The sequence below is a fragment of the Micromonospora sp. NPDC048999 genome (assembly GCF_040649295.1).
In the GTDB taxonomy this organism is placed as follows: Bacteria; Actinomycetota; Actinomycetes; order Mycobacteriales; family Micromonosporaceae; genus Micromonospora.
Window position 1 is genome coordinate 63,066 of sequence record NZ_JBEZFI010000026.1, and the last position, 23,892, is coordinate 86,957.

General features: G+C 72.8%; 24 protein-coding genes. 21 read left to right on the plus strand and 3 right to left on the minus strand.

The features are described from left to right. The first annotated feature begins 45 nt into the window (after positions 1-45). The 4 genes from mfd (at position 46) to AB0C02_RS23320 (ending at position 7,257) form a co-directional block, all read left to right on the plus strand. A complete protein-coding gene (gene mfd, locus AB0C02_RS23305; protein WP_357550900.1) occupies positions 46-3,690 on the plus strand; it encodes a transcription-repair coupling factor in 3,645 nt (1,214 codons plus the stop codon). Between the two features lie 80 nt (positions 3,691-3,770). Further along, the gene (locus AB0C02_RS23310) at positions 3,771-4,529 is read left to right on the plus strand and encodes a hypothetical protein (protein ID WP_357550901.1); all 759 of its coding nucleotides are present in this window, start codon (positions 3,771-3,773) and stop codon (positions 4,527-4,529) included. Between the two features lie 2 nt (positions 4,530-4,531). After that, on the plus strand, positions 4,532-5,536 hold the full coding sequence (locus tag AB0C02_RS23315) for a nucleoside triphosphate pyrophosphohydrolase (RefSeq protein WP_357550902.1): 1,005 nt from the start codon (positions 4,532-4,534) through the stop codon (positions 5,534-5,536). Positions 5,537-5,637: 101 nt separating this feature from the next. Next, the gene (locus AB0C02_RS23320) at positions 5,638-7,257 is read left to right on the plus strand and encodes a DUF885 domain-containing protein (RefSeq protein WP_357550903.1); all 1,620 of its coding nucleotides are present in this window, start codon (positions 5,638-5,640) and stop codon (positions 7,255-7,257) included. 16 nt (positions 7,258-7,273) lie between these two features. Here AB0C02_RS23320 and AB0C02_RS23325 read toward each other — a convergent pair whose 3' ends face one another. After that, positions 7,274-8,125: an NUDIX domain-containing protein gene (locus AB0C02_RS23325; RefSeq protein WP_357550904.1), complete on the minus strand. Its 852-nt coding sequence runs from the start codon at positions 8,123-8,125 to the stop codon at positions 7,274-7,276. Next, the gene (locus tag AB0C02_RS23330; RefSeq protein WP_357550905.1) at positions 8,122-8,814 is read right to left on the minus strand and encodes a hypothetical protein; all 693 of its coding nucleotides are present in this window, start codon (positions 8,812-8,814) and stop codon (positions 8,122-8,124) included. Before AB0C02_RS23330 ends, AB0C02_RS23325 begins: the two co-directional genes overlap by 4 nt. 191 nt (positions 8,815-9,005) lie before the next feature. Here AB0C02_RS23330 and eno point away from each other — a divergent pair, with 191 nt between their 5' ends. From eno to AB0C02_RS23360, 6 genes are all read left to right on the plus strand, one after another. Further along, entirely contained in the window at positions 9,006-10,289 is a 1,284-nt protein-coding gene (gene eno / locus AB0C02_RS23335) for a phosphopyruvate hydratase (RefSeq protein WP_357550906.1), read from the plus strand. Positions 10,290-10,317: 28 nt separating this feature from the next. After that, on the plus strand, positions 10,318-10,950 hold the full coding sequence (locus tag AB0C02_RS23340; RefSeq protein ID WP_357550925.1) for a septum formation initiator family protein: 633 nt from the start codon (positions 10,318-10,320) through the stop codon (positions 10,948-10,950). A 26-nt stretch (positions 10,951-10,976) separates the two neighbouring features. Continuing rightward, positions 10,977-11,534 carry a DUF501 domain-containing protein gene (locus AB0C02_RS23345; RefSeq protein WP_357550907.1) on the plus strand — a complete coding sequence of 186 codons (558 nt, stop codon included), beginning with the start codon at positions 10,977-10,979 and terminating at the stop codon, positions 11,532-11,534. A gap of 1 nt (position 11,535) precedes the next feature. Next, positions 11,536-12,051 (plus strand): amino-acid N-acetyltransferase, encoded by a 516-nt coding sequence (locus tag AB0C02_RS23350; protein WP_357550908.1) that lies wholly within the window; start codon positions 11,536-11,538, stop codon positions 12,049-12,051. Positions 12,052-12,127: 76 nt separating this feature from the next. Beyond that, positions 12,128-13,069 (plus strand): Ppx/GppA phosphatase family protein, encoded by a 942-nt coding sequence (locus AB0C02_RS23355; protein ID WP_357550926.1) that lies wholly within the window; start codon positions 12,128-12,130, stop codon positions 13,067-13,069. Between the two features lie 36 nt (positions 13,070-13,105). Then, the gene (locus AB0C02_RS23360; protein ID WP_357550909.1) at positions 13,106-13,309 is read left to right on the plus strand and encodes an Arc family DNA-binding protein; all 204 of its coding nucleotides are present in this window, start codon (positions 13,106-13,108) and stop codon (positions 13,307-13,309) included. A gap of 70 nt (positions 13,310-13,379) precedes the next feature. Here AB0C02_RS23360 and AB0C02_RS23365 read toward each other — a convergent pair whose 3' ends face one another. Continuing rightward, the gene (locus AB0C02_RS23365) at positions 13,380-14,009 is read right to left on the minus strand and encodes a LysE family translocator (protein ID WP_357550910.1); all 630 of its coding nucleotides are present in this window, start codon (positions 14,007-14,009) and stop codon (positions 13,380-13,382) included. Positions 14,010-14,083: 74 nt separating this feature from the next. Between AB0C02_RS23365 and AB0C02_RS23370 the strand changes: the two genes are divergently transcribed. The 11 genes from AB0C02_RS23370 (at position 14,084) to AB0C02_RS23420 (ending at position 23,295) form a co-directional block, all read left to right on the plus strand. Next, positions 14,084-14,416 carry a PadR family transcriptional regulator gene (locus AB0C02_RS23370; protein WP_357550911.1) on the plus strand — a complete coding sequence of 111 codons (333 nt, stop codon included), beginning with the start codon at positions 14,084-14,086 and terminating at the stop codon, positions 14,414-14,416. Further along, a complete protein-coding gene (locus AB0C02_RS23375; RefSeq protein WP_357550912.1) occupies positions 14,413-15,444 on the plus strand; it encodes a hypothetical protein in 1,032 nt (343 codons plus the stop codon). Before AB0C02_RS23370 ends, AB0C02_RS23375 begins: the two co-directional genes overlap by 4 nt. A 164-nt stretch (positions 15,445-15,608) precedes the next feature. Beyond that, positions 15,609-16,034, plus strand: coding sequence for a porin (locus AB0C02_RS23380; protein WP_357550913.1), 426 nt, complete (start codon positions 15,609-15,611; stop codon positions 16,032-16,034). A 111-nt stretch (positions 16,035-16,145) separates the two neighbouring features. Continuing rightward, a complete protein-coding gene (locus AB0C02_RS23385) occupies positions 16,146-16,832 on the plus strand; it encodes a dienelactone hydrolase family protein (protein WP_357550914.1) in 687 nt (228 codons plus the stop codon). A 19-nt stretch (positions 16,833-16,851) separates the two neighbouring features. After that, the gene (locus tag AB0C02_RS23390; protein WP_357550927.1) at positions 16,852-17,565 is read left to right on the plus strand and encodes a uracil-DNA glycosylase; all 714 of its coding nucleotides are present in this window, start codon (positions 16,852-16,854) and stop codon (positions 17,563-17,565) included. A gap of 19 nt (positions 17,566-17,584) precedes the next feature. Beyond that, complete coding sequence (locus AB0C02_RS23395) at positions 17,585-18,319, plus strand: DUF4129 domain-containing protein (protein WP_357550915.1); 735 nt, start codon at positions 17,585-17,587, stop codon at positions 18,317-18,319. Positions 18,320-18,327: 8 nt separating this feature from the next. After that, positions 18,328-18,900, plus strand: coding sequence for a hypothetical protein (locus AB0C02_RS23400; protein ID WP_357550928.1), 573 nt, complete (start codon positions 18,328-18,330; stop codon positions 18,898-18,900). Then, entirely contained in the window at positions 18,900-19,907 is a 1,008-nt protein-coding gene (locus AB0C02_RS23405; RefSeq protein WP_357550916.1) for a MoxR family ATPase, read from the plus strand. The genes AB0C02_RS23400 and AB0C02_RS23405 overlap by 1 nt, the downstream gene beginning before the upstream one ends. Next, a complete protein-coding gene (locus AB0C02_RS23410) occupies positions 19,907-21,271 on the plus strand; it encodes a DUF58 domain-containing protein (RefSeq protein WP_357550917.1) in 1,365 nt (454 codons plus the stop codon). Before AB0C02_RS23405 ends, AB0C02_RS23410 begins: the two co-directional genes overlap by 1 nt. A 22-nt stretch (positions 21,272-21,293) precedes the next feature. Then, complete coding sequence (locus tag AB0C02_RS23415) at positions 21,294-21,866, plus strand: hypothetical protein (RefSeq protein ID WP_357550918.1); 573 nt, start codon at positions 21,294-21,296, stop codon at positions 21,864-21,866. A 103-nt stretch (positions 21,867-21,969) separates the two neighbouring features. Next, complete coding sequence (locus AB0C02_RS23420) at positions 21,970-23,295, plus strand: NAD(P)/FAD-dependent oxidoreductase (protein WP_357550919.1); 1,326 nt, start codon at positions 21,970-21,972, stop codon at positions 23,293-23,295. Positions 23,296-23,892: the final 597 nt, after the last annotated feature.

Below are 23,892 nucleotides of genomic sequence, written 5' to 3' on the forward strand. Positions count from 1 at the left end.
GTGGGGGTTGTCGCCGTGCGTTGGCTTTCCTGGAAGTGATCACAGATGCTCACCGGACTCTTCTCCGCCGCCCTGGCCGACCCCGGGCTGGCCCGGGCGCGTGACCTGGCGCGCTCCGGTGCCGCCCAGGTCGACGGCCTCGACATCACCGCCCCGGCCGCGCTGCGTCCGTTCGCGGTCGCCGCCGTCGCGGCCGACGAGCCGGCCGGCGGCGCGGGCCGTCCCGTGCTCGCGGTGACGGCGACCACCCGCGAGGCTGACGATCTCGCCTCCGCGCTGGGCAGCCTGCTGCCGCCGGAGCAGGTGGCCGTCTTCCCGTCCTGGGAGACGCTGCCGCACGAGCGGCTCTCGCCCCGGTCCGACACCGTCGGGCGGCGGTTGGCCGTGCTGCGCCGGCTGGCGCACCCGCAGTCCAGCGACGCACACGGGCGCACCGGGCCGCTGCGGGTGGTGGTGGCGCCCGTCCGGTCGCTGCTTCAGCCGCAGCTCAAGGGGCTCGGCGACCTGGAGCCGGTGCAGCTCGCCGCCGGCGACGAGGCGGACCTGGAAGCGGTCGCCCGCCGGCTCACCGACCTGGCGTACGCCCGGGTGGACCTGGTCACCAAGCGGGGCGAGTTCGCCGTCCGGGGCGGCATTCTCGACGTCTTCCCACCCACCGACGAGCACCCGTCACGGGTCGAGTTCTGGGGCGACGAGGTGGAGGAGATCCGTACCTTCGCCGTCGCCGACCAGCGCACCATCGAGCAGGTGCCGCAGCTCTGGTCGCCGCCCTGCCGCGAGCTGCTGCTCACCCCGGCGGTGCGCGCGCGGGCCGCCGCGCTCGCGCAGGAGCACCCGGAGTTGGCCGAGATCCTCGACAAGCTGGCCGAGGGCATTCCGGTCGAGGGGATGGAGTCGCTCGCCCCGGCGCTGATCGGCCCCGACTCTATGGAGCTGCTGCTGGACTGCATGCCGGCCGGCACCCACGTCGTGCTCTGCGACCCGGAGCGCATCCGCACCCGGGCGCACGACCTGGTGCGTACCTCGGAGGAGTTTCTCCAGGCCAGCTGGGCTGCGGCCGCCGTCGGAGGCCAGGCCCCGGTCGACCTCGGCGCCGCCGCCTTCCGCACCCTGGCCGACGTACGCGTGGCGGCCCGCGCCCTGCGCCAGCCCTGGTGGACGCTCGCGCCGTTCGGCTTGGCCGAAGCGGAGGCCGCGCCGGCCCGGCAGCCGTGGGAGGACGAGCCGACCGAGGTCGACGTCACCCCGGACGACGCGATCGCGGTGACCCTGGCCGCCCAGCCGGCGCCGCTCTACCACGGCGAGACCGCCCGGCTGGTCGACGACCTCAAGCGCTGGGCCGGCGAGGGCTGGTCGATCGCGTTGGTCTTCGAGGGGCACGGCCCCGCCCAGCGCGCCGTCGAGGTGCTCCGCGACGCCGGTCTCGGCGCCCGGCTCACCGAGGAGGTGCCGACCGCGCCCACCCCCGGCGAGCTGCTGGTCTCCTGCGGCTGCCTGACCGCCGGCTTCGTCGACGAGGCGTCCCGGTTCGCGCTGCTCACCGGCGAGGACGTGACCGGCGGCCGGGGCACCTCCACCCGGGACATGCGCAAGATGCCCAGCCGGCGGCGCAACACCATCGACCCGCTGGAGCTGAAGGCGGGCGACCACGTGGTGCACGAGCAGCACGGCATCGGCCGGTACGTCGAGCTGGTGCAGCGCACCGTCAACGGCGCCAGCCGGGAGTACCTGGTCATCGAGTACGCCCCGAGCAAGCGTGGCCAGCCCGGCGACCGGCTCTTCGTCCCCACCGACCAGCTCGACCAGCTTTCGCGCTACGTCGGCGGCGAGCAGCCCACCCTGCACAAGATGGGCGGCTCGGACTGGCAGAAGTCGAAGGCCCGGGCCCGTAAGGCGGTCCGCGAGATCGCCGCCCAGCTCATCCAGCTCTACGCCGCCCGCAAGGCGTCCAAGGGGCACTCGTTCGCACCGGACAGCCCCTGGCAGCGGGAGCTGGAGGATGCCTTCCCCTGGCAGGAGACGCCGGACCAGCTCGCCGCGATCGAAGAGGTCAAGCGGGACATGGAGCAGACCGTCCCGATGGACCGGCTGATCTGCGGCGACGTCGGGTACGGCAAGACCGAGATCGCGGTTCGCGCCGCGTTCAAGGCGGTGCAGGACGGCAAGCAGGTGGGCGTGCTGGTGCCCACCACACTGCTGGTGCAGCAGCACTACAACACCTTCGCCGAGCGGATGAGTCAGTTCCCGATCACCATCCGGCAGCTCTCCCGGTTCCAGACGCCGAAGGAGGCGGAGCAGACCCTCGCGATGGTCGGCGACGGCACCGCCGACATCGTCATCGGCACCCACCGACTGCTCCAGGCGGCCACCCGGTTCAAGCAGCTCGGCCTGGTCATCATCGACGAGGAGCAGCGCTTCGGCGTCGAGCACAAGGAGCACCTGAAGACCCTGCGCGCCTCGGTCGACGTGCTGGCCATGTCGGCCACCCCGATCCCGCGCACGCTGGAAATGGCGATCACCGGCATCCGGGAGATGTCCACCATCGCCACCCCGCCGGAGGAGCGGCACCCGGTGCTCACCGCCGTCGGGGCGTACGACGACCGGCAGGTGGCCGCCGCGATTCACCGCGAGCTGCTCCGCGACGGGCAGGTCTTCTACCTGCACAACCGGGTCGAGTCGATCGAGAAGGCGGCCCGCCGGATCCGGGAGTTGGTGCCCGAGGCCCGGGTCGCGGTGGCGCACGGCCAGATGGGCGAGGAAGCGCTCGAGAAGGTGATGGTCGGCTTCTGGGAGAAGGAGTTCGACGTACTGGTCTGCACCACGATCGTGGAGTCCGGCATCGACATCCCCAACGCCAACACGCTGATCGTGGAGCGGGCCGACCTGCTCGGCCTGGCCCAGCTGCACCAGATCCGGGGCCGGGTCGGCCGTGGCCGGGAGCGGGCGTACGCGTATTTCCTCTACCCGTCCGACAAGCCGCTGACCGAGAACGCGCACGAGCGGCTGGCCACCATCGCCCAGCACACCGAGTTGGGCGCCGGCATGTACGTGGCGATGAAGGACCTGGAGATCCGGGGCGCGGGCAACCTGCTCGGCGGCGAGCAGTCCGGCCACATCGAGGGCGTCGGCTTCGACCTCTACGTCCGCATGGTCGGCGAGGCGGTCTCCGCGTTCAAGGGCGAGCAGGTGGAGGAGGAGCTTGAGGTCAAGGTGGACCTTCCGGTCGACGCGAACCTGCCGCACGACTACGTCGGCGTGGAGCGACTGCGCCTGGAGATGTACCGCAAGCTCGCCGAGTCCCGCGACGAGGAGCGGCTGCGCGAGGTGGTCGCCGAGATGACCGACCGCTACGGCGAGCCGCCCGCGCCGGTGCAGAACCTGGTGGCGGTGGCCCGGTTCCGGCTGCTGGCCCGCCGGTACGGCCTCAGCGACGTCTCGATGCAGGGCAAACACCTCCGGTTCGGCCCGCTGCCGCTGCCCGACTCGAAGCAGCTGCGGCTCAAGCGTTACCACCCGGATTCGGTCTACAAGCAGGCGCTCGACCAGGTCAGCGTGCCCCGGCCGAGCACCCGGCGGGTCGGCGGCGAGCCGTTGCGCGACCAGGCGCTGCTGGAGTGGTGCGCCCAGCTGCTCTCCGACGTGCTCGGCGAGCCGGCGACGGCCCAGCCGGCCGGGTCGGCACCGCGCTGAGCCTCGGCGGTGGTGCGCTCAGCCAGGTCGGCGGGTGGGTGACGTCACAACGGCTTCGCGGGCATGAGAGAGTGGCCGTCATGCGTGCTCGCCGTCTTATCGCCGTCGCCAGCGTCGCGGCTGGCCTCGTCGCCCTCTCCGGTTGCCGTTCCGAGCCGGGGGTCGCCGCCTACGTCGGTGATCACCGCATCACCGAGAACGCGGTGACCAGCCTGCTCGACGAGCTGCGGGACAAGCTGTCCGTGTCCAGCCAGGAGTCGGGCGCCAGCCCCGAGGAGGCCGCGCAGAGTGGGCCGCAGCTGCCGGCCCGCAGCGAGGTGGTCACCGACCTGGTGCTGCTCGACGTCTGCCAGCGGCTCGCCGCCGACAAGGGCTACCAGTCGCCGCAGCGGATCACGGCGGAGGACGTCGCCACGCAGTACAACATCCCGGCCGACACCGCGTACGCCGAGCGGGTGGCCGAGCTGATCACCTGCCGGACCAGCCTGCCGGCCGAGCCGGTCGCGCCGACCGAGCAGGAACTCGCCGATCTGCTCGCCGCCGGCAAGGCAGCCGGGGTGATCCCGGCCGAGATGACCCTCCAGAACGCCACCGCCCAGCTCGACGGTGACCAGCTGCGCGAGGCGCTGGGCCAGAAGAAGCTGCTGCGCGAGGCGTTCGCCGGGTACGGGATCACGATCAATCCCCGGTACCGTCCGCTGGAGATTCCGCTGCTCAACTTCGCGGCCGGGCATGCCGCGCTGAGTGTGCCGCTGGGCGAGCTCGGCACCGACGCGGTGACCGACATCTCCACGCCGGAGCCGAAGACCACCGATTCGACCGATCCGGACGCCTCCTGAGCATGACCGCCCGGATCGTCCTGCTGGTCACCTCGCCGCGACTGCCGGCCGGCCTGCTTACCGCAGCCGCCTGGGAGGTCGTACGCGCTGCGCCGGTGCTGGCCGGCGCGGAGAGCGAGCTGACCAGCGCGATCCGGGCGGCGGGCGCCGAGGTCACGCTGGTGGCCGAGGGTGCCACGCAGGCGTTGCTCGACGCGGTGGCGGCCCACGGCACGGCGGTCTGGCTGGCCGGGCCGACCGGCGACGAGGCGCTCGCGCGGGAGTTGGGGCTGCGGCTGGCCCGCGAGCCGGGCCTGGCCGAACTGGAGCTGATGTACGGCTCGTGGGACCCGCCGGGCGCCCGGCTGCTCGACGCGGTCGAGGTGATGGACCGGCTCGCCTCCCCCGGCGGTGACCCGTGGAAGCGGGCGCAGACGCATCGCAGCCTCGCCGGCTTCCTGCTGGAGGAGTGCTACGAGGCCTACGACGCGATCAGTGCCGACGACACCGACGCGCTCCGCGAGGAGTTGGGCGACGTGCTGCTCCAGGTGCTGCTGCACGCCCGGCTCGCCGAGGAGCTGCCGGACGGCCGCAGCTGGACGGTCGACGACGTGGCCGGCGGCCTGGTCGACAAGATGGTTCGGCGCAACCCGCACGTCTTCGCCGGGGCCGAGGCCACCTCGATCGAGGAGATCGAGGCGAACTGGGAGCGGATCAAGCGGGCCGAGAAGACCCGCGAGTCGGTGCTGGACGGCATCGCGTTGAGTCAGCCTGCGCTGGCCCTGGCGGCGAAGATTCTGGACCGGGCCGGTCGGATCGGCCTGGCGGTGCCACCCCCGCTGGCCGAGTCCCAGGTGGATCCCGAGGCGAGACTGGGCGCCAGCCTTCTGACCACCGTCGCCGCCGCAAGGCAGGCTGGCATCGACCCCGAGGCCGCCCTCCGCCGCACCACCCTGGCTTACGCGGAAGCCGTCCGCACCGCCGAACGCTCCACCCGCTCCGCCCCACCCCTAGACGAGGTGCGTTGATCATGAAGTTGTTGCCGCGACCCGCCGCGGCGGGCGACAACAACCTCATGATCAACCAGTAGGGGCCCCGGGGTGCCGGGCGGTCGGTAGGGTTTTGCGGCATGGAGGAGTTTGGGGGGCTCGCGGAGCGGGTTGTTGAGGCGTTGCTGGAGAGTCGGCCGGGGTTGGCAACGTCGGTCGGGGATCATCGGTATGACGATCTCCTGCCCGATCTGTCCGCCGATGGGCTCGCGGGGGACCAGGCGATGCTGCGGGACGCGGGCGACGCGCTGGCCGAGATTGACCCAGACTCGCTGGACGTCGAGGAGCGGGTCGACCACGCGTTGCTCAGCAGCCTGGTCGACCGGGAGCTGTTCGAGCTGACCGAGATCCGCGCCCACGAGTGGGACCCGCTGCGGCACAATCCCGGCCCGCTGCTGCACGCCCTGCTGGCCCGCCCGTACGCGCCCGTCGAGGAGCGGCTGACCCACCTCGCTGGGCGGCTGGCGGCCGTACCGGACGCCCTGGCGACCGCGCGCGCGACGCTGCGCGACATGCCGCGGATCCACGCGGAGACGGCGGTCGGGCAGTTCACCGGCACGGCGGCGCTGATCCGCGACGAGGTGCCGGCGCTGCTGGCCCAGGCGCCGGCGCTGTACGACCGGGTGGAACCGGCGGTGACCGCGGCGATCGCCGCGCTGGAGGAGTTCGTGGCCTGGCTGCGGATCGGGCTGGCCGCCGACGTCGGCCCGGGGCGCGACCCACGGCTGGGCCGGCGACGCTGGGAGGCGCGACTCTGGCACACCCTGGACACCGAGCTGAGCGCCGCCGAGATCCAGCGCCGTGCCTGGGACAACCTGGACCGGGTGACCGCACAGATCCGGGAGGCGGCCGTGGAGCTGGTCGGCGGCCCGGCCGACGACGCGACGGTACGCCGGGCGTTGGACCTGCTCGCCGCCGAGCACCCCGACGATGCCACAATCGTGGAACTCGCCTCGGTGACGCTCGACGAGGCGACCGACTTCGTCCGCGCGCACGGTGTGATCAGCCTGGTCGACGATCCGTGCGTGATTCAGGAGATGCCGGAGTTCGCCCGGGGCGTGGCGGTGGCCTACTGCGACTCGCCCGGCCCGCTGGAGACGGCGGACGTGCCGACCTTCTACTGCATCTCGCCCACCCCGGTCGACTGGCCCGCCCAGCGGGTTGAGTCGTTCTACCGGGAATACAACGACCACATGATCCGCAACCTGACCGTGCACGAGGCGATGCCGGGTCACTTCCTCCAGCTTGCCCACGCCCGCCGGTACGCCGGCCCGACCCGGGTCCGGGCGCTCACCGAGTCCGGGGTGTTCGTCGAGGGCTGGGCGGTCTACGCCGAGGAGCTGATGGCCGACCTCGGCTTCGGTGGCCTGCCGGTCCGGCTCCAGCAGCTCAAGATGCAGCTGCGGATGACCATCAACGCGCTGCTCGACCAGCTCGTGCACTGCGAGGGGATGGCCGAGGCGGAGGCGATGGCGCTGATGACCGGGCGCGGCTTCCAGGAGGAGGGCGAGGCGGCCGGCAAGTGGCGGCGGGCGCTACTCACCTCCACCCAGCTCTCCACCTACTTCGTCGGCTACAGCGAGGTGGCCGACATCGCTCGCACCCGCCCCGACGGGGTGTCGGTACGCGAGTGGCACGACGCGATGCTGGCGCACGACTGCCCGCCCCCGCGCCACCTGCGCACCCTGCTCGGGGTCTGACCGGGCGTGCGCGGGCTCAACGCCGCGCGTGGGCGGCGACACGGTCGATCAGCCAGCGCGAGATGGAGTACGCCGGAGGCAGCTCCGCCGGCAGCGCGTCCACCGGGAACCAGCGCGCCTCGGTCAGCTCCGTCGGATCGATCACCGGCTCGGCGTCCGGGTCGGTGACGGTGGCGGTGAAGCCGGCGAGCAGGGTGCCGGGGCCGGATACCGCCCAGGGCTGGCTGTCGACGTATGCGGGCCGCCCGATGGCCAGCCCGACCTCCTCACCGATCTCCCGGTGCGCGGCCGCCTCCAGTGACTCGCCCGCCTCGACGAACCCGGCCACCAGCGCCCACAACTGCGTCGGCCCGTACGCGTGCCGCACCAGCAGCAGCTCGTCGGGGCCGCCGGCCCGGCCGGGGCGGGTGAGCGCCACCAGCACCGCGACGGAGAGCGGCACGAACAGGGTCAGACCGCAGTCGGGGCAGCGCCGCGCGGTCTCGCCCGGCACGTCGGTCAGCTCGGCCCGGCACGCCCCGCACCAGCGGTGCGTACGCCGCCAGGTGATCACCGCGAGGGCCCGCCCGGCCAGGGTGGCCAGCGGTTCCGGAAGCTCGGTGGCGATGCCCCGCCAGTCGCGCCAGCGCCCGGGCAGCGCCTCGGCGTCGGCCACCTCGGCCGCCCAGGCGGGCACGCCGTCCAGCGTCCCGAGCGGCACCCAGTCGAGGCCGGCGGGCAGTTCGCCGATCCGCGGGAAGTGCCCGTCCGGCCCGGTCAGCAGCGTGCGCCCGGCGACCGGCAGCGCCAGGTCGTCGGGCGTGGGCGGCCGGCTCCGGTCGGCGCCGGGAACGAAACCGCCCCGGCCGGCCGGCGCGGCGGCGGTCACGAGGTGGTCGGGCGGTGGTCCACGACGCCCGCGCCGGCCGGCAGGTCGAACGCGTTCGACTCGACCGTGTCGGTGTACCGGCTCAGCGTGATCTCCGCCGACCTGCCGTCCAGGGTCCCGGTGAAGCTGGCCAGCACCCCTTCGGTGGTGACGCAGGCGGTGAAACGCTCCCCGTCGTGGGTGACGTCGACGCAGCTGGCGTGGTGCCCCGCGAGAGTGGTGTCGCTCTGCTCGATGGCCGCCGCGGGGTCGAGGGCGGCATCGGTCAGCAGCCGGATCACCGCCGGTGGGGTGACCAGGCCGTACCTACGGGCCTCGGTGTAGACCACCACCGACGGCTTCCCGGCGGTCGCCACGGCCGGCGACACCACGCAGGAGGCACGCCCAGCGTTGTTCTCGCAGTGCGTCACCGCCTGCTGGGTCACCGTGATCTTGCCGTCCGGCCAGGTGTACGCGGCCTGGAGCGGCTTCATCGTCTGGGCGATCGAGGCGGTCCGGCCGCCGGGCAACTGATAGTCGGCGGACCAGGTCTGCTCCAGGGCCCGGTCCATCCGGGCCACGAGATCGTTGACCAGATCCGCCCGCCCGAGCGCGACCCCGGCGTCGTCGAGAGCCTGACAGCCGGTGACCGTGAGCGACGCAATGATCGAGGCGGCGAGCGCGCGGAAAATCCTCGAGGCGGCGGGCATGTGGCCCAGCCTTGTCGATCGGGGCAACCTCTCGCAAACCCGTTGCCGGTTGAGGCCCGAGAATCCGGGAATGTCCGTCTCACCCCTGGGCTGGCCCGACCCGGAGGGGCGATACGCTGCGTGTAACACGTGCCTCAGCCGCACCGTCGCGGCCCATACCGGACCGGAACACACAAACGAGGAGCGACTCAGTGGCAACCATCGAGGGAATCGTCGCCCGGGAGATCCTGGATTCGCGGGGCAACCCGACGGTCGAGGTCGAGGTCGGGCTCGACGACGGCACGATCGCCCGCGCCGCGGTGCCGTCCGGCGCCTCCACCGGTGCCTTCGAGGCGATCGAGCTGCGCGACGGTGACGCCGACCGCTACCAGGGCAAGGGTGTCGAGAAGGCGGTCGCCAACATCGAGGACAAGATCGTCGACCAGCTCATCGGCTACGAGGCCAGCGAGCAGCGGCTGATCGACCAGAAGATGCTCGATCTCGACGGCACCGACAACAAGGCCGAGCTGGGCGCCAACGCGATCCTCGGCGTCTCGCTGGCCGTGGCGAAGGCCGCCGCGGGCAGCGCCGAGCTGAGCCTCTTCCGCTACCTGGGTGGCCCGAACGCGCACCTGCTGCCGGTGCCGATGATGAACATCCTCAACGGTGGCGCGCACGCCGACTCGAACGTCGACATCCAGGAGTTCATGATCGCGCCGATCGGCGCGCCCACCTTCCGCGACGCGCTGCGCTCGGGCACCGAGGTCTACCACGCGCTCAAGTCGGTGTTGAAGAAGAAGGACCTGTCGACCGGTCTCGGCGACGAGGGCGGCTTCGCCCCGAACCTGCCGACCAACGCCGCCGCGCTCGACCTGATCGGCGAGGCCGTGGAGAAGGCCGGCTACCGGCTCGGCACCGACATCGTCTTCGCCCTCGACGTGGCCGCCACCGAGTTCTTCGACAACGGCACCTACACCTTCGAGGGCAGCCCGAAGACCGCCGAGGAGATGAGCAACTACTACACCAAGCTCGTCGGCGACTACCCGATCGTGTCCATCGAGGACCCGCTGGCGGAGGACGACTGGAGCGGCTGGGCCACCCTGACCGCGGCGCTCGGCGACCGGATCCAGATCGTCGGCGACGACCTGTTCGTCACCAACCCGCAGCGGATCGCCCGGGGCATCGCCGAGAAGGCCGCCAACGCGGTGCTGGTGAAGGTCAACCAGATCGGCTCGCTCACCGAGACCCTGGACGCGGTCGACCTGGCCCACCGGGCCGGCTTCATGTGCATGATGAGCCACCGCTCCGGCGAGACCGAGGACACCACCATCGCCGACCTGGCCGTCGCCACCGGCTGTGGCCAGATCAAGACCGGCGCCCCGGCCCGGTCCGACCGGGTCGCCAAGTACAACCAGCTCCTGCGGATCGAGGAGGAGCTCGCCGACGCGGCGCGGTACGCCGGCGCGGGTGCCTTCCCGCGCTACCGTTCGGCCTGAGCCGCAAGCTCCGGGGAGGGGTGTGACGATGCAGCAGCGCCGCACACCGGGTGGTCAGCGTCCCGCCCGTCGGCCGGGTCAGGCCGGCCGGCCGGGCGTGGCCCGGGTCCGGTCGGCGGCCCGTGACGCCGGTGTCCGCACCGACCCGCGCGCCGCCGGCCGGCCGCCCGGCGCCATCCGCGGCGTCGACGGCGTACGCTCCGCGAGCCGTCCGGCGGCCGCTCGGCGTACGGCGGCCGGCGGTGCGGTCAAGCGGCTCACCGCACCCCAACCCCGGCGCTTCACCGGGCGCGCCACCGTGCTCTTCGCGGTGCTGATCGCGCTCGCCCTGGCGTACACCTATCCGGTCCGGGTCTACCTGGATCAGCAGGCGGACATCGCGCGGATGGAGGCGTCCCAGGCCGTGCAGCGCGAGGAGATCGAGGATCTCACCGCCAAGGCGGCCAAGTGGCGGGACTCGGCGTACATCGAGGCCCAGGCCCGGGAGCGCTTCTTCATGGTCCGGCCGGGAGAGACCCCATTGGTGGTGCTCTACCCCCAGGGGGCCGCGAAGGACGCCGGCCAGGGCCGGCAGCCGGGGCCGCCGAAGTCGCCCGACCCCTGGTACGACACGCTGTGGTCGAGCGTGCAGGCGGCCAACGCCGAGCGCCCGCACAAGTGAGTCCACCCGAACGAGAGACAGGCACCGTGAGCGTCGTACCACCGCAGGACCCCGCGGCGGGTTCCGTACCCCCGCCGGAACGGCAACCGGCCACCGAGGCCGACCTGGCCGCGGTGGCCGCGCAGCTCGGACGTCCGCCCCGGGGCACCCGCGCGGTGGCTCACCGCTGCCCGTGCGGCCTGCCCGACGTGGTGGAGACGACGCCACGGCTGGCCGACGGCACCCCCTTCCCGACGCTGTTCTACCTGACCTGCCCGCGCGCGACGGCGGCGTGCAGTCGGTTGGAGTCGGCCGGGCTGATGAAGGAGATGGCCGACCGGCTCGCCGCGGACCCGGAGCTGGCCGACCGCTACCGGGCCGCGCACGAGGACTACCTGGCCCGGCGGGAGGCGATCGGCGAGGTACCCGAGATCGCCGGCATCTCGGCCGGCGGCATGCCCGGCCGGGTGAAGTGCCTGCACGTCCATCTCGGGCACGCGCTCGCCAGCGGGCCGGGGGTCAACCCGTTCGGCGACGAGACTCTGGCGCTGGTCGAGAAGTGGTGGGCCACCGGTCCGTGCGTGGACGTCCCGACGGCCGAGTGAGATGACCGCCGCCGCTGACGAGATCGTGGTCCGCCGGGCCCGCACCCGCGACGTACGCGGCATCCGGCGGCTGGTCGACACCTACACGGACGACCGGCGGCTGCTCAGCAAGGCCACCGTCACCCTCTACGAGGACGTGCAGGAGTTCCGGGTGGCGGCCACGCCGGACGGCACGGTGGTCGGCTGCGGCGCGCTGCACGTGATGTGGGAGGACCTGGCCGAGATCCGCACGGTGGCGGTGGATCCGGCCTGCCGGGGGCACCGGCTCGGGCATCGGATCGTCGGCGAGCTGATCGACGCGGCGCGCGAGCTGGGCGTGGCCCGAATCTTCGTGCTGACCTTCGAGACCCGGTTCTTCGCCTCGTTCGGTTTCCAGGAGATCGACGGCGCGCCGGTGCCGCAGCCGGTCTACGAGCAGCTGCTCCGCTCGTACGACGAGGGTGTGGCCGAGTTCCTCGACCTGGAACGGGTCAAGCCGAACACCCTCGGCAACACCCGCATGCTGCTGCGCCTGTGACCTTCCCGCGGTGTCCTGTCGGACCGCCGAACCCGGTCGGTCGGGCTGTCGTAGGGTTGCTGCCGTGACGACGCGCGTGGCCGCCATCGACTGCGGGACCAACTCGATCCGACTGCTGGTCGCCGACCTGCCCGACCCCTCCGCCGGGCCGCAGGCCCCGCTGGTGGATGTGAGTCGCCGCATGGAGATCGTCCGGCTGGGTCAGGGCGTCGACCAGACCGGCCGGCTCGCGCCCGAGGCGATCGAGCGGACCCGGGTGGCGCTCGCCGACTACGCGGCGGAGATCGAGAGGCTGGGCGCCGAGCGGGTACGGATGTGCGCCACCTCGGCGACCCGCGACGCGTCGAACGCCGCCGACTTCCGCACCATGGTGCAGCAGACCCTTGGCGTGGCGCCCGAGGTGGTCACCGGCGATGAGGAGGCGCGGCTGTCGTTCACCGGCGCGGTGTGCGGGCTGCCCGCCGACGCCAAGGCGCCGTACCTGGTGGTCGACATCGGCGGTGGGTCGACCGAGTTCGTGGTCGGCACCCGCGACGGCGGGGTCCAGGCGGCCGTCTCGATGGACATCGGCTGCGTCCGGATGACCGAGCGGCACCTGCACGGCGACCCGCCGAGCCGCGACGAGATCGCCGCCGCCCAGGCCGACATCGCCGGCGCGGTGGACCGGGCGCTGGAGGTGGTGCCGGGGCGCGAGGCCGCCACGCTGGTCGGGCTCGCCGGGTCGGTCACCACCGTCGTCGCCATCGCTCAGGGCCTCCAGGCGTACGACCCGGAGCGCATCCACCACGCCCGGGTGTCGTACGACCAGGTCGCGGAGGTTACCGCCGACCTGCTGGCGAAGACCCGCGAGCAGCGGCTGGCCAACCCGGTGATGCACCCCGGACGGGCCGACGTGATCGGTGCGGGTGCCCTGGTGCTGCGGGTCATCATGGAACGCGCCGGCATGCCGTCCGTGGTCGCCTCCGAGCACGACATCCTCGACGGCATCGCCTGGAGCCTGTCCGAGACCTCGGCATAGGTAGTTTCCCCTGCGTCTGGGCGGCGTGATTTCCATATGGTTACCACGGTCAATCTGCCTGACGGACTGCACGAGCGGCTCAAGCAGCTCGCCGAGCAGGAGCGCCGGTCGATGAACGCCATGATCGTGGTGGCGGTCGAGGAGTACGTCTCGACGCGTAGTCATCGAGCGCGTGTGCGGGATCTTGCGCGGGAGGTTGCCGAGCGGGACGCCGAACTGCTTCGGCGGTTGGCGGAGTGATCAACTATCTTGAGGTAGAGCTTCGCAAGCTCTATGTCTGATCCATCCGCACAACATCAGGGGTGCTGCTTCAAACGCCTTCGGCAGCGAGGCGGGCGCCAAAGCCGAGCAGCGCCACTCCGGTCAGCCCGTCCAGCCAGCGGCGCACCCGGCGCCGGGACAGCAGCAAGCGCATCCGGTTCAGCGCTCCGACCAGCACAATCAGGTACGCCAGGCTGAGCACCGCGTGGCTCAGCGCGAAGGCGAGCAGCATTCCCACTGATGCCGACGGGCCGAGGAACTGTGGCAGCACGGCCAGGTAGAAGGCCAGCACCTTCGGGTTGGTGATGTTGGACAGGAACCCCTGCCGGAAGCCGGCGAGCGCCTGCCCCGGCGTGCTGGCCGGCTCGCCCGCCAACGGGGGATAGCTGCCGCGCCAGGCCGAGCGCCCCGCCTGCACCCCGAGGTAGACCAGGTACGCCACTCCGGCCCAGCGGATCGTCTCGAACAGCGGCTGGGAGCGGACGACGAGCGCGCCGAGGCCGGCGGCTGCGGTCGCACCCTGCACGGCGTTCGAGGCGGTCACGCCGAGCGCGCTCCACCTGCCACGGCGGCGGCCGGCGGCCAGGGTGTTGCGGGTGACCACGGCGAAGTCCGGCCCCGGTATCAGGACCAGCACCAGGGCGAAGACCAGGAATGAGGCGTAGCTGCTCCACGACATGCCGCAAGACTAGGGCCCGCCACCCGCTACTGTTTGCTTGACGGTACTGCGCAATCCACAGTACCGTGCCAAGCGTGGATACGACACAGCTCCTCAAGGGCGTGCTCGACCTGGCCGTGCTCGCCGTGCTCAGAGACGAGGACGGCTACGGCTACGACATCCTCCGCCGGCTGCGCGAGGCCGGCCTGGAGGAGGTCGGCGACGCCTCGGTCTACGGCACCCTGCGCCGGCTCTTCGCCGCCGGCCTGCTGACCACGTACGTGGTGCCGAGCGAGTCCGGCCCGCACCGTAAGTACTACGCGCTCAACGCCGCCGGCCGTGACCAGCTCGCCCGCTCCGGCAAGACCTGGCGCTCGTTCGCCGCCACCATGAACGCACTGCTCGACGATCGGGGGATGGCGGCATGACCGTCACTGGGCAGGAGATCACGGACTACGTCGACCGGGTGCGGGCCGCCCTCGCCGACCTGTCACCCAAGGTCCGCGACGAGTTGACCGAGGACCTGCCGGAGCACCTGGCCGAGGTGGCCGCCGAGGCCGACGGCACCCTGGTCGACCGGCTGGGCACCCCGGAGGCGTACGCGGCAGAGCTGCGCGCCGCCGCCGGCGCGGAGGGTCACCCCGAGCGGTCGTCGCTCGACCGTAGGCTGACCGCCGCGCGTAACCGGGTCACCACCCAGCTGCGCGCCCTGGACACCCAGCTCGGCCCGCTGCTCGGGTACGCCTCGGTGAGCGAGTTCCTCCGGCCGCTGCGCCCGGCGTGGTGGCTCCTCCGTGGCTGGTTGGTCGCGCTGCTGGTCTCCGCGCTGCACGGCGAGTCGCCGGGGCTGCTGCCCCGGTTCGACGGCCGCGTGCTGGGTGGCTTGTTCCTGCTCGTCGGCGCGGTGCTCGCGTCGGTCTGGCTGGGCCACCGCTCGGCCGGCTTCCGCGGCTGGCCGCGACAGCTGCTGCGCCTCGGCACGGCCGTCCTGCTGCTCTTCACCGTCCCCACGCTGTTCAACCTGGACCAGCGCGCCAACGTGCAGCTCGTCTCGGTGTACAACCCGTACGAGTCGGTCCAGGACGTCTTCGTGTACGACGACCAGGGACGGCTGGTGCGTAACGCCCAGCTCTTCGATCAGAACGGCTCGCCGATCGACCTCGGCTGGCGGAACTGTGAGTGGAGCGGAAACATGCCCGAGCCGACGAACGCCTACCCCTACTGCCCTGACGAGGCCCCCTTCGGGCCGACCGCGTCCGTTCCAACTCCGACCGCGCCCGTTCCTGGCCCGACCGAACCCGTTCCGGACCCGTCCGCGCCGACCGCCAGCGCGTCGCCCACGCCGGGGACGCCGAGCGGAAACCCGCCGACCGAGGGCGTGCCGGCCACGCCGACCGAGGGCGCCTCAGCCGGGGTGCCGGAGCCGACCCCGCCAGGGCCGGAGCCGACCCGCTGAAGAAACTCGCCTGAGGGGCGCCCGCCGACCGGCTGGCGCCCCTCAGGGTTCCACCGTGGACGAATGGGGTGGGGCGTTGCACGGACACTGAAGGCGGTCGCTACGGTGTCGTCTGCTCGGTGACCTCCACGAAGGGACCACCCGTGTCAGAGCAGTCTGTTCCCGTGTCGCCCCCGTCCTCCCGTCTCGGTGCCGTGATCGGGGTGGTCGTGCTGCTCGTCGGCGTCGCGTCCGTCCTGCTGGTGGGGCTGCTGATCTGGAGCAGGCTGGGCGGCAACCTGGGCGACCTGTTCAACCGCGGCGACGCCACGGCCGAGGCGAAGGTCGGTGACTGCATCGCCGAGTTGCCTCGGGCGGCCGGGAAGGAGGCGGAGCCCACCGATGACGTTCGGCTGGTGCGGTGCAGCACACCCGAAGCCGCGTACCAGGTGGTCGGTCGGGTGCGGGACGCGGCGGCGGCGCGGGACCGGTCAGCGTACGCGTGCGAGCCGTACTTCCACCCGGGTGACGACAGCTACGTCCTCTACCGGGTCGGCGACGACGGCGACGGCTACCTGCTCTGCCTCGTCCGAGGGGTGAAGGCGAGGTGAATGCCACTATTTCCGCGTCTTCCCCGGGTCGGTAAGGCCGTGGCACGCTACCGCACGTACACCCACAGCGCGACCAGCCAACGATGACTGACCGCTAGGAGGACGGGTTCGATGGGCGAGATGGTGAGCTTCACCGGCAACGGAGGGACGAGCGAGGGGTATCTCGCGATACCCTCCGACGGTGCGGCCAGCCCGGCGGTCATCGTCATCCAGGACTGGTGGGGCCTGGTGCCCCACGTCCGGGCCGTGGTGGACCGCTTCGCGGAGGCCGGCTTCGTCGCCCTCGCGCCGGACTTCCGGCACGGCGGCCCGGCCAGTCGGCCGAGTGAGCCCCGGCAGATGTTGAACAGCACGCAGATGAACGAGGCAGCGACGGACATCGCCGCCGCCGCGGAATACCTGGCCGACCGCCCCGAGGTGGCCGGGGGGATCGGGTGCGCCGGGTTCTGCGCGGGCGCCAGCCTGGCCCTCTGGTCCGGGACGTTCTCCGAGCGGATCGCCGCCACCGCGGGCTTCTACCCCCGGCTGCCCTGGGAGGGCATGCGGACGGACTGGGCCGACTACGCCGGCAAGGCCGCGCTCATCCACTGCTCCGAAGCGGACGGCACCTCCGCGGCCGACGGGGTGCAGAGCGTACGCCAGGCCATCGAGACCGCCGGGGGCGCGTGCCAGACGTACGACTACCCGGGCACCGCGCACGCGTTCTTCAACGAAGACCGCCCGGAACACTTCGACCAGCGGGCCGCCGCCACGGCCTGGGCCCGCACGCTGGAACTCTTCCGGGCCCGGCTTGGCTGAGCCGCGTACGCCTCAGGAGGTGGTCGCCCGCGCCGCGTGGGCGACCGACCTGGCCGACCTCGACGGCGCGGTGAGCGACTGCTTCGCCTGCCCGCGCCTGGTCTCCTGGCGGGAGGAGGTCGCCCGGACGAAGCGGGCGGCCTTCCGCGACCAGGAGTACTGGGGGCGGCCGGTGCCGGGCTTCGGCGCACCCGACGCCCGGATCGCCATTCTCGGCCTGGCGCCGGCCGCGCACGGCGGCAACCGCACCGGCCGGATCTTCACCGGTGACCGCTCCGGGGACGTGCTCTTCGCCGCGCTGCACCGCGCCGGGCTCGCCAACCAGCCGACCAGCGTCGCCGTCGACGACGGTCTGAGCCTGCGCGAGACCCGCATCTTCGCCGCCGTACGCTGCGCACCGCCGGACAACAAGCCCACCCCGGTAGAGCGGGACACCTGCGCGCCCTGGCTGCACCGTGAGGTCGCGCTGATCCGGCCCACCCTGCGGGTCGTGGTCGCGCTGGGCGCGTTCGCCTGGGCCGCGTGGTGGCCGGTCCTGCGCGATGTGTACGGTCAGCGACCGCCCACGCCTCGCCCCGCCTTCGGTCATGGGGCACACTGGTCCGGCACGTCCGCACCGGCACTGCTCGGCTGCTATCACGTCAGCCAGCAGAACACCTTCACCGGGCGGCTGACACCAGCGATGTTGGACGACGTGTTCGCCCAGGCGAAACGGCTGGCCGGGGTGGACTGAGGAACGCGTAGGCGGTGGGATGGACCTTGGCGTGCTGCGCCGGTGGTGGCCGGTCGCTGCGGTGATCGTGCTGCTCGCCGCCGCCGCGCTCGCCGCCGGGCACGCCGCGATCGGGGCGAGCCGGATTCCGACCGATGTGGACGGCCTCCCGTACGTGCTGGAATATCCGACGGACGAGCCCTCGATCGCGGTCGAGCCCCGCGACGCGGGCCAGCCCGCATCCGGTGAGATTCCCCAGTGGATACTCACCGCCGCGCTGGTCGTGCTCGGCCTGGCCATGCTGACCGTCGTCGGCTATATGTTGTGGACATTGGTCGGCGGGGCGCTACGGCGGAGCGCCCGAGCCATCCCGAGGCAGCGTGCCCGGCGTACCGTCACGGGCACCGCCCGGGAGGTGATGGCCGTCCTGGACGCCGGCCTGGTGGAGTTGGACGACCGGTCCACCGATCCACGGACGGCGGTGATCGCCTGCTGGGTCCGGCTGGAGGAGGCCGCCGAGGAGGCCGGCGTGCCCCGGCTCGCCGGGGACACCTCCACCGACCTGGTCAGCCGGCTGTTGCGCGGCGACCCGGCGGCCGGCGTCCCGGCGATCGCCAGCGCCGACGTGCTGGACGGTTTCGCGCGCGTCTACCGGGAGGCCCGGTACGCCACCCACACCGTCGACGAGCGGATGCGCGACCAGGCCCGGGACGCGCTGCGCCGGTTGCGCGGGGAACTGACCAGCCTGGCCGTCGCCGGTGAGGCCCCGCCGTGAGCGAGCGAATCGGGACCAGCATCGACGACCTGCTGTCGTCCGAGGAAGCCGCCCGGGAGCGGCCCGAAGCGCGGCCCGGCCGGCTGCGCTGGGTGCCGCGTACGCTCGCGGCCACCGTGGCGGCCGTGGTGGTGGTCGTCGCCGGCCTGCGCACGGTGAGCCTGCAGGTTCCGCTCTGGATCATCGTGGCGGGCGTGCTCGCCCTGCTTACCGTGCGCCGGGTCACCGCCGCGCTGTCGCCCCCGCCGCCGCCCCGGGCTGGAGGGCCCCCCGCCGGCGAGGAGCCGGGGGCCTGGAACTGGGCCGCCCGGGACGCGCTGCGCGGCTTCAACGGCTGGCAACGCCCGCTGGACTGGTGCGGCGGTGACCGGGAGCGGTTCAACACCCGGATCCTGCCCCGCCTCGGTGAGCTGGCCGACGAGCGGCTGCGCCAGAAGCACGGCGTCACCCGCGAGTCCGACCCGGCCCGCGCCCGTGCCCTGCTGGGCGAGCCGCTGTGCACGTTCCTCGATACGCCCTCCCGCCGCCCCCCGTCGCCGCGCGACCTCGCGGCGATCGTCGCCCAACTGGAGAAGCTTTGATGAACGACGTGGACCGGAGTCTGCTCCCCGCCGAGGTGGGCCGGCTGGCCCGGACGGTGCTGGACGCGGTCGGCACGGTCGTGGTCGGCAAGCGGGACGCCCTGGAGCTGGTCCTCGCCGGCATCCTGGCCGGCGGCCACGTGCTGCTGGAGGACCTGCCCGGCCTGGGCAAGACGCTGACCGCGCGCTCGTTCGCGCAGGCCCTCGGGCTGGACTTCCGCCGCCTCCAGTTCACCCCGGACCTGCTGCCCGCCGACGTCACCGGCTCCTTCCTGTACGACCAGCGCAGCGGCGACTTCTCGTTCCGCGCCGGGCCGGTCTTCACCAACCTGCTGCTCGCCGACGAGATCAACCGGACCCCGCCGAAGACCCAGTCCGCGCTGCTCGAGGCGATGCAGGAGAAGCAGGTCTCGGTCGAGGGCGTGACCTACCGGCTGGACGAGCCGTTCCACGTGCTCGCCACCGCCAACCCGATCGAGCACGAGGGGACGTACCCGCTGCCCGAGGCGCAGCTCGACCGGTTCCTGCTCCGGGTGTCGTTCGGCTATCCCGACCACGACGAGGAGTGGGAGGTGCTGCGCCGGCGGATCGCCCGCCGCCGGGAGGAGGCGGAGATCAAGCCGGTGGTGGACGCCGGCACGCTGCGCGCCATGCAGGCCGCGTTGGAAGACGTGGTCGTCGAGGACTCGATCGGCCGGTACGTCGTAGCGCTCACCGCGGCCACCCGGGAGCACCCGTCCGTGCTGGTCGGCGCCTCGCCGCGCGGCTCGCTGGCGCTGCTGCTGCTGTCCCGGGTCCGGGCGGTGCTCGCCAACCGCGACTATGTGGTGCCGGAGGACGTGAAGGCGGTGGCGGTGCCCGCGCTGGCCCACCGGATCACTTTGCGTCCGGAGATGTGGCTGCGCCGGGTCGACCCGTCCTTCGTCGTCGGTGAGGTGCTGGAGTCCACGCCCGCCCCGGCCAGCGGGGCGCTGCCGAGCTACGCGGCCGGGCTCGCCGGGCGCTGATGGCCGACCGTCACGAGCCGGCGAGCGGCTGGGCGCCCACCCGGGCGCTCGGCCGGGCCGTGCTGCTCACCGGGCTGTTGCTGATCGCGGCCGTCCTGCTCGGCCGGATCGACCTGGTCGTGCTGGCCACACCGTTCGCGCTGGGCACCGCGTACGCGCTGCGCCGCCGGCCCACCGCGCTGCCCGAGCTGGAGATCGTCACCGGGGAGGCGCAGCTGGTCGAAGGCGCGCCGATGGCGGCCACCGTCGTCGTCGCCAACCCGGACACCGTCTCGTACGACATGGCGCTCGTTCGGACCCGGATGTCGCGCTGGCTGCGCGTGGAGAAGGCCGGCTTCGGCGGGGCCGGGGTGGACGTGAGCCGGTCCGGCGGGGCCGACCGGCCCTTCGTCACCGCGGTGCCGTCCGGCACCGCCGTCGACCTGGAGCTGACCGGGACGGCGCTGCGCTGGGGCCGGCACCCGGTCGGGCCGGCCGGGGTGCGGGTCGCCGCCGCCGACGGGCTGCTGGTCTCCCGGGCCGTGCTCACCGAACCGGCCCGGATGCGGGTCTATCCGATGACCGAGCCGTTCGAGGCGGTGGAGGCGATGCCCCGGGCCGCCGGGCTGGTCGGCGCGCACCACTCGCGCCGGCCGGGAGAGGGCGGCGAACTGGCCGGGGTACGGGTCTTCGCGCCCGGGGACCGGCTACGCCGGATCGACTGGCGGGTGTCGCTACGGGCCCGGCAGCTGCACGTGGCCGCCACCCTCTCCGACCGGGACGCCGAGGTGGTGGTGCTGCTCGACGTGCTGGCCGAGGCGGGCCGCTCCGGCGGCATCCGCGGCCCGGCCTCGGTGCTGGACACCACGGTCCGGGCCGCCGCCGCGATCGCCGAGCACTACCTGCACCGGGGCGACCGGGTGGCCCTGCTGGAGTACGGCCCGGCCGCCCGCCGGCTCCGCCCGGCCAGCGGGCGCCGGCAGTACCTGACCGTGCTGGAATGGCTGCTCGACGTGCAGGCCGAGTCCTCCCCGCACGAGCCGTACGACAAGGTGTTCGGCCCCCAGCTGCTCTCCCCGGACGCGTTGGTGGTGGTGCTCACCCCGCTGCTCGACGAGCGGTCCGCCCAGATGCTGGCCCGGATGGCCCGGGGTGGGCGGTTCGTGGTGGCGGTGGACACCCTGCCCGCCGATCTGCCCACGCCAAAGGACCGCGGCTGGGCCGAGGTGGCCTACCGGCTGTGGCGGCTGGACCGGGAGACGATGATCGGCCAGCTCCGCGAGCACGGCGTGCCGGTGGTGCGCTGGGCCGGCGCCGGCAGCCTCGACCTGGTGCTGCGGGACGTGGCCCGCCTGGCCAGTGCGCCGAGAGTCGGTGGCCGGTGAGCGCGAGCGAGGGCGGGCGGGCATGAACGAACTGGTCGAAGGGCTGAACGAGCGGGTCCGCGGCTGGTGGTACGCGGTCAACCGGGTCAGCCTCACGCCGCTGCTGGTCCGCGCCGGCATTTTTCTCACCGTGCTGGTCGGCTTCCTGCTCGCGTACCCGGTGCAGGCGTTCAACCCCCGGTCGCTGCTGGCCTTCGCGGTGGCGGCGGTGCTGCCGGCGGCTGGGCCGCGCCGGGTCTGGCCGACCTTCGCGGCGCTGGTCATGGTCGGCGGCTGGCTGCTCGCCACGATGGGCTTCGACCGGCCGCCGACGCTGTGGCGGCTGCTCGCCGTGGCCACCCTGCTCTACCTGGCGCACAGCCTCTGCGCGCTGGCCGCGCTGCTGCCGTTCGACGCGGTGGTCGACCCGGACCTGATGCGCCGGTGGTTGGCCCGGGCCGGCGGGGTGGTGCTGGCCAGCGCGGTGCTCGGCATCGTGCTGGCCTGGCTCGGCGGGGTCGGTGGAAGCCGCGGCTTCCAGGCGGCGACCGTCGCCGGTCTGCTCGTCGCGGTGGCGCTAAGCGCGCTGCTCGGCTGGCTCCTGCGCCGCCGATAGCGGGCACAACGCAGGACGTTGCCCAGGTCACACGGGTTGTGCTCCGTCACAGACGGGGGTCTCGAAAGGGATGAGGTGAGCCCCTCGGGGAAAGATAGATGACGTGAACCCGAAGCGGATCCTTGTCGTGGGTGCCGGGCACGTTGGCCTGTACACCGCTCTGCGCCTGTCCAAGAAGCTGGGCTCTCGTGAGGCCGAGGTCATCGTCGTCGACCCGCAGCCGCACATGACCTACCAGCCGTTCCTGCCGGAGGCTGCCGGCGGCAACATCTCGCCCCGGCACGCCGTGGTGCCGCTGCGGCGGGAGTTGCGGAAGTGCAAGGTGCTGGCCGGCACGGTCACCCGGATCGACCACGGCCGGAAGACCGCGACCGTGCAGCCCATCAGCGGCCCGGCCCGGGAGGTCCAGTACGACCACGTGGTGGTCGCCCCCGGCTCGGTCTCCCGCACGCTGCCGATTCCCGGCCTGCACGAGCACGGTATCGGGTTCAAGACCATCGGCGAGGCGATTTTCCTGCGCAACCATGTGCTGGACCGGCTCGACGTGGCGGCGGCCACGACCGACCCGGAGGTCCGCCGGCGCGCGCTGACCTTCGTCTTCGTCGGCGGTGGCTACGCCGGCATCGAGGCGCTCGCCGAGATGGAGGACATGGCGCGCGACGCGCTGCGCTACTACCCGGAGCTCAAGCCGGAGGAGATGCGCTGGGTCCTGGTCGAGGCCACCCAGCGGGTGCTGCCCGAGGTCGACCGGGACATGGGTGCCTACACGGTGCAGCAGTTGCTCAAGCGGAACATGGACGTCCGCCTGGACACCCGGCTCGAATCCTGCGCCGACGGGGTCGTCAAGCTCTCCGACGGGGACAGCTTCGTCACCGATACCATCGTCTGGACGGCCGGCGTCAAGCCGTCGCCGATGCTGGACGCGACCGACTTCCCGCGCGACGAGCGTCGACGGGTCACCTGCCTGCCCACCCTGCAGATCGTGGACGGCGACCGGGTGGTCGAGGGCGCCTGGAGCGCGGGCGACTGCGCCGCGGTGCCGGACCTGACCAAGGAGCCGGGCAACTTCTGCTCGCCGAGCGCGCAGCACGCGGTCCGGCAGGCCGCCCGGATGGCCGACAACATCGTCAACGTGATCCGCGGGCGGGAGCCGGTCAACTACAAGCACAAGCACGCGGGCAGCGTGGCCAGCCTCGGCCTGCACAAGGGCGTGGCGCAGGTCTACGGCGTGAAGATGACCGGCTGGCCGGCCTGGTTCATGCACCGCACGTACCACATGTCGCGGATCCCATCCTTCAACCGCAAGGTCCGGGTTGTGGTCGACTGGACGCTGGCGTTCTTCCTCAAGCGTGAGGTGGTCGCGCTCGGCCAACTGCACGACCCGCGCGAGGAGTTCGCCGAGGCGTCCCAGCCGGTCGCCACCCGCTGAGTTCGTCGACAAGGGGGCCCTTCCCGCCTGGGAAGGGCCCCCTTGTCATGCCGGCCCCCGCTTGGGGTGCTCCGGGCGGTCAGGCCTGATCCCTGCGCCGGTCACGGCGGCCGCACCCCAGTCGTGCGCCCCTCGCGCCGTCCGCGTGGGCGCCCGGGTCGCGGCGGGCCCCGCACCGGCGTCGTGCGCCCTCGCCGTCCGCACGCGCCGTCTGAACCGCGCCGCGCGCCCTCGCCGTCCGCGTGCGCGTCGTTCAGAGGGGCCGCCCCGCGTCGTGCGCCCTCGCCGCCCGCGTGCGCGGCTTGCGTGTGCCGCGTGCCGGGGTACGCCCTGCCGGTGCGGGGTGAATGTCGGGTTGCCGGGTGGCTGTCGCGTTGGTGGGTGGAACGCTATGGAGGTCACGGGAGTCGTTTGACGTCCATGCCGTTCCACTGACGGCCTCGATGTTTGGGCGGCACGGGTGCCGCTGAGGTGTTGTGTCCGTTTTGTGGGTGTGGCGGGCGGCGTCGCGGGCCGGAATGCCGGGTGGGGGTCGGTCGTTGAACACGGGTGCACGGCCGAGGAGGACGCCCCCGCCTGGCGGGGTGCGTGAGGCCC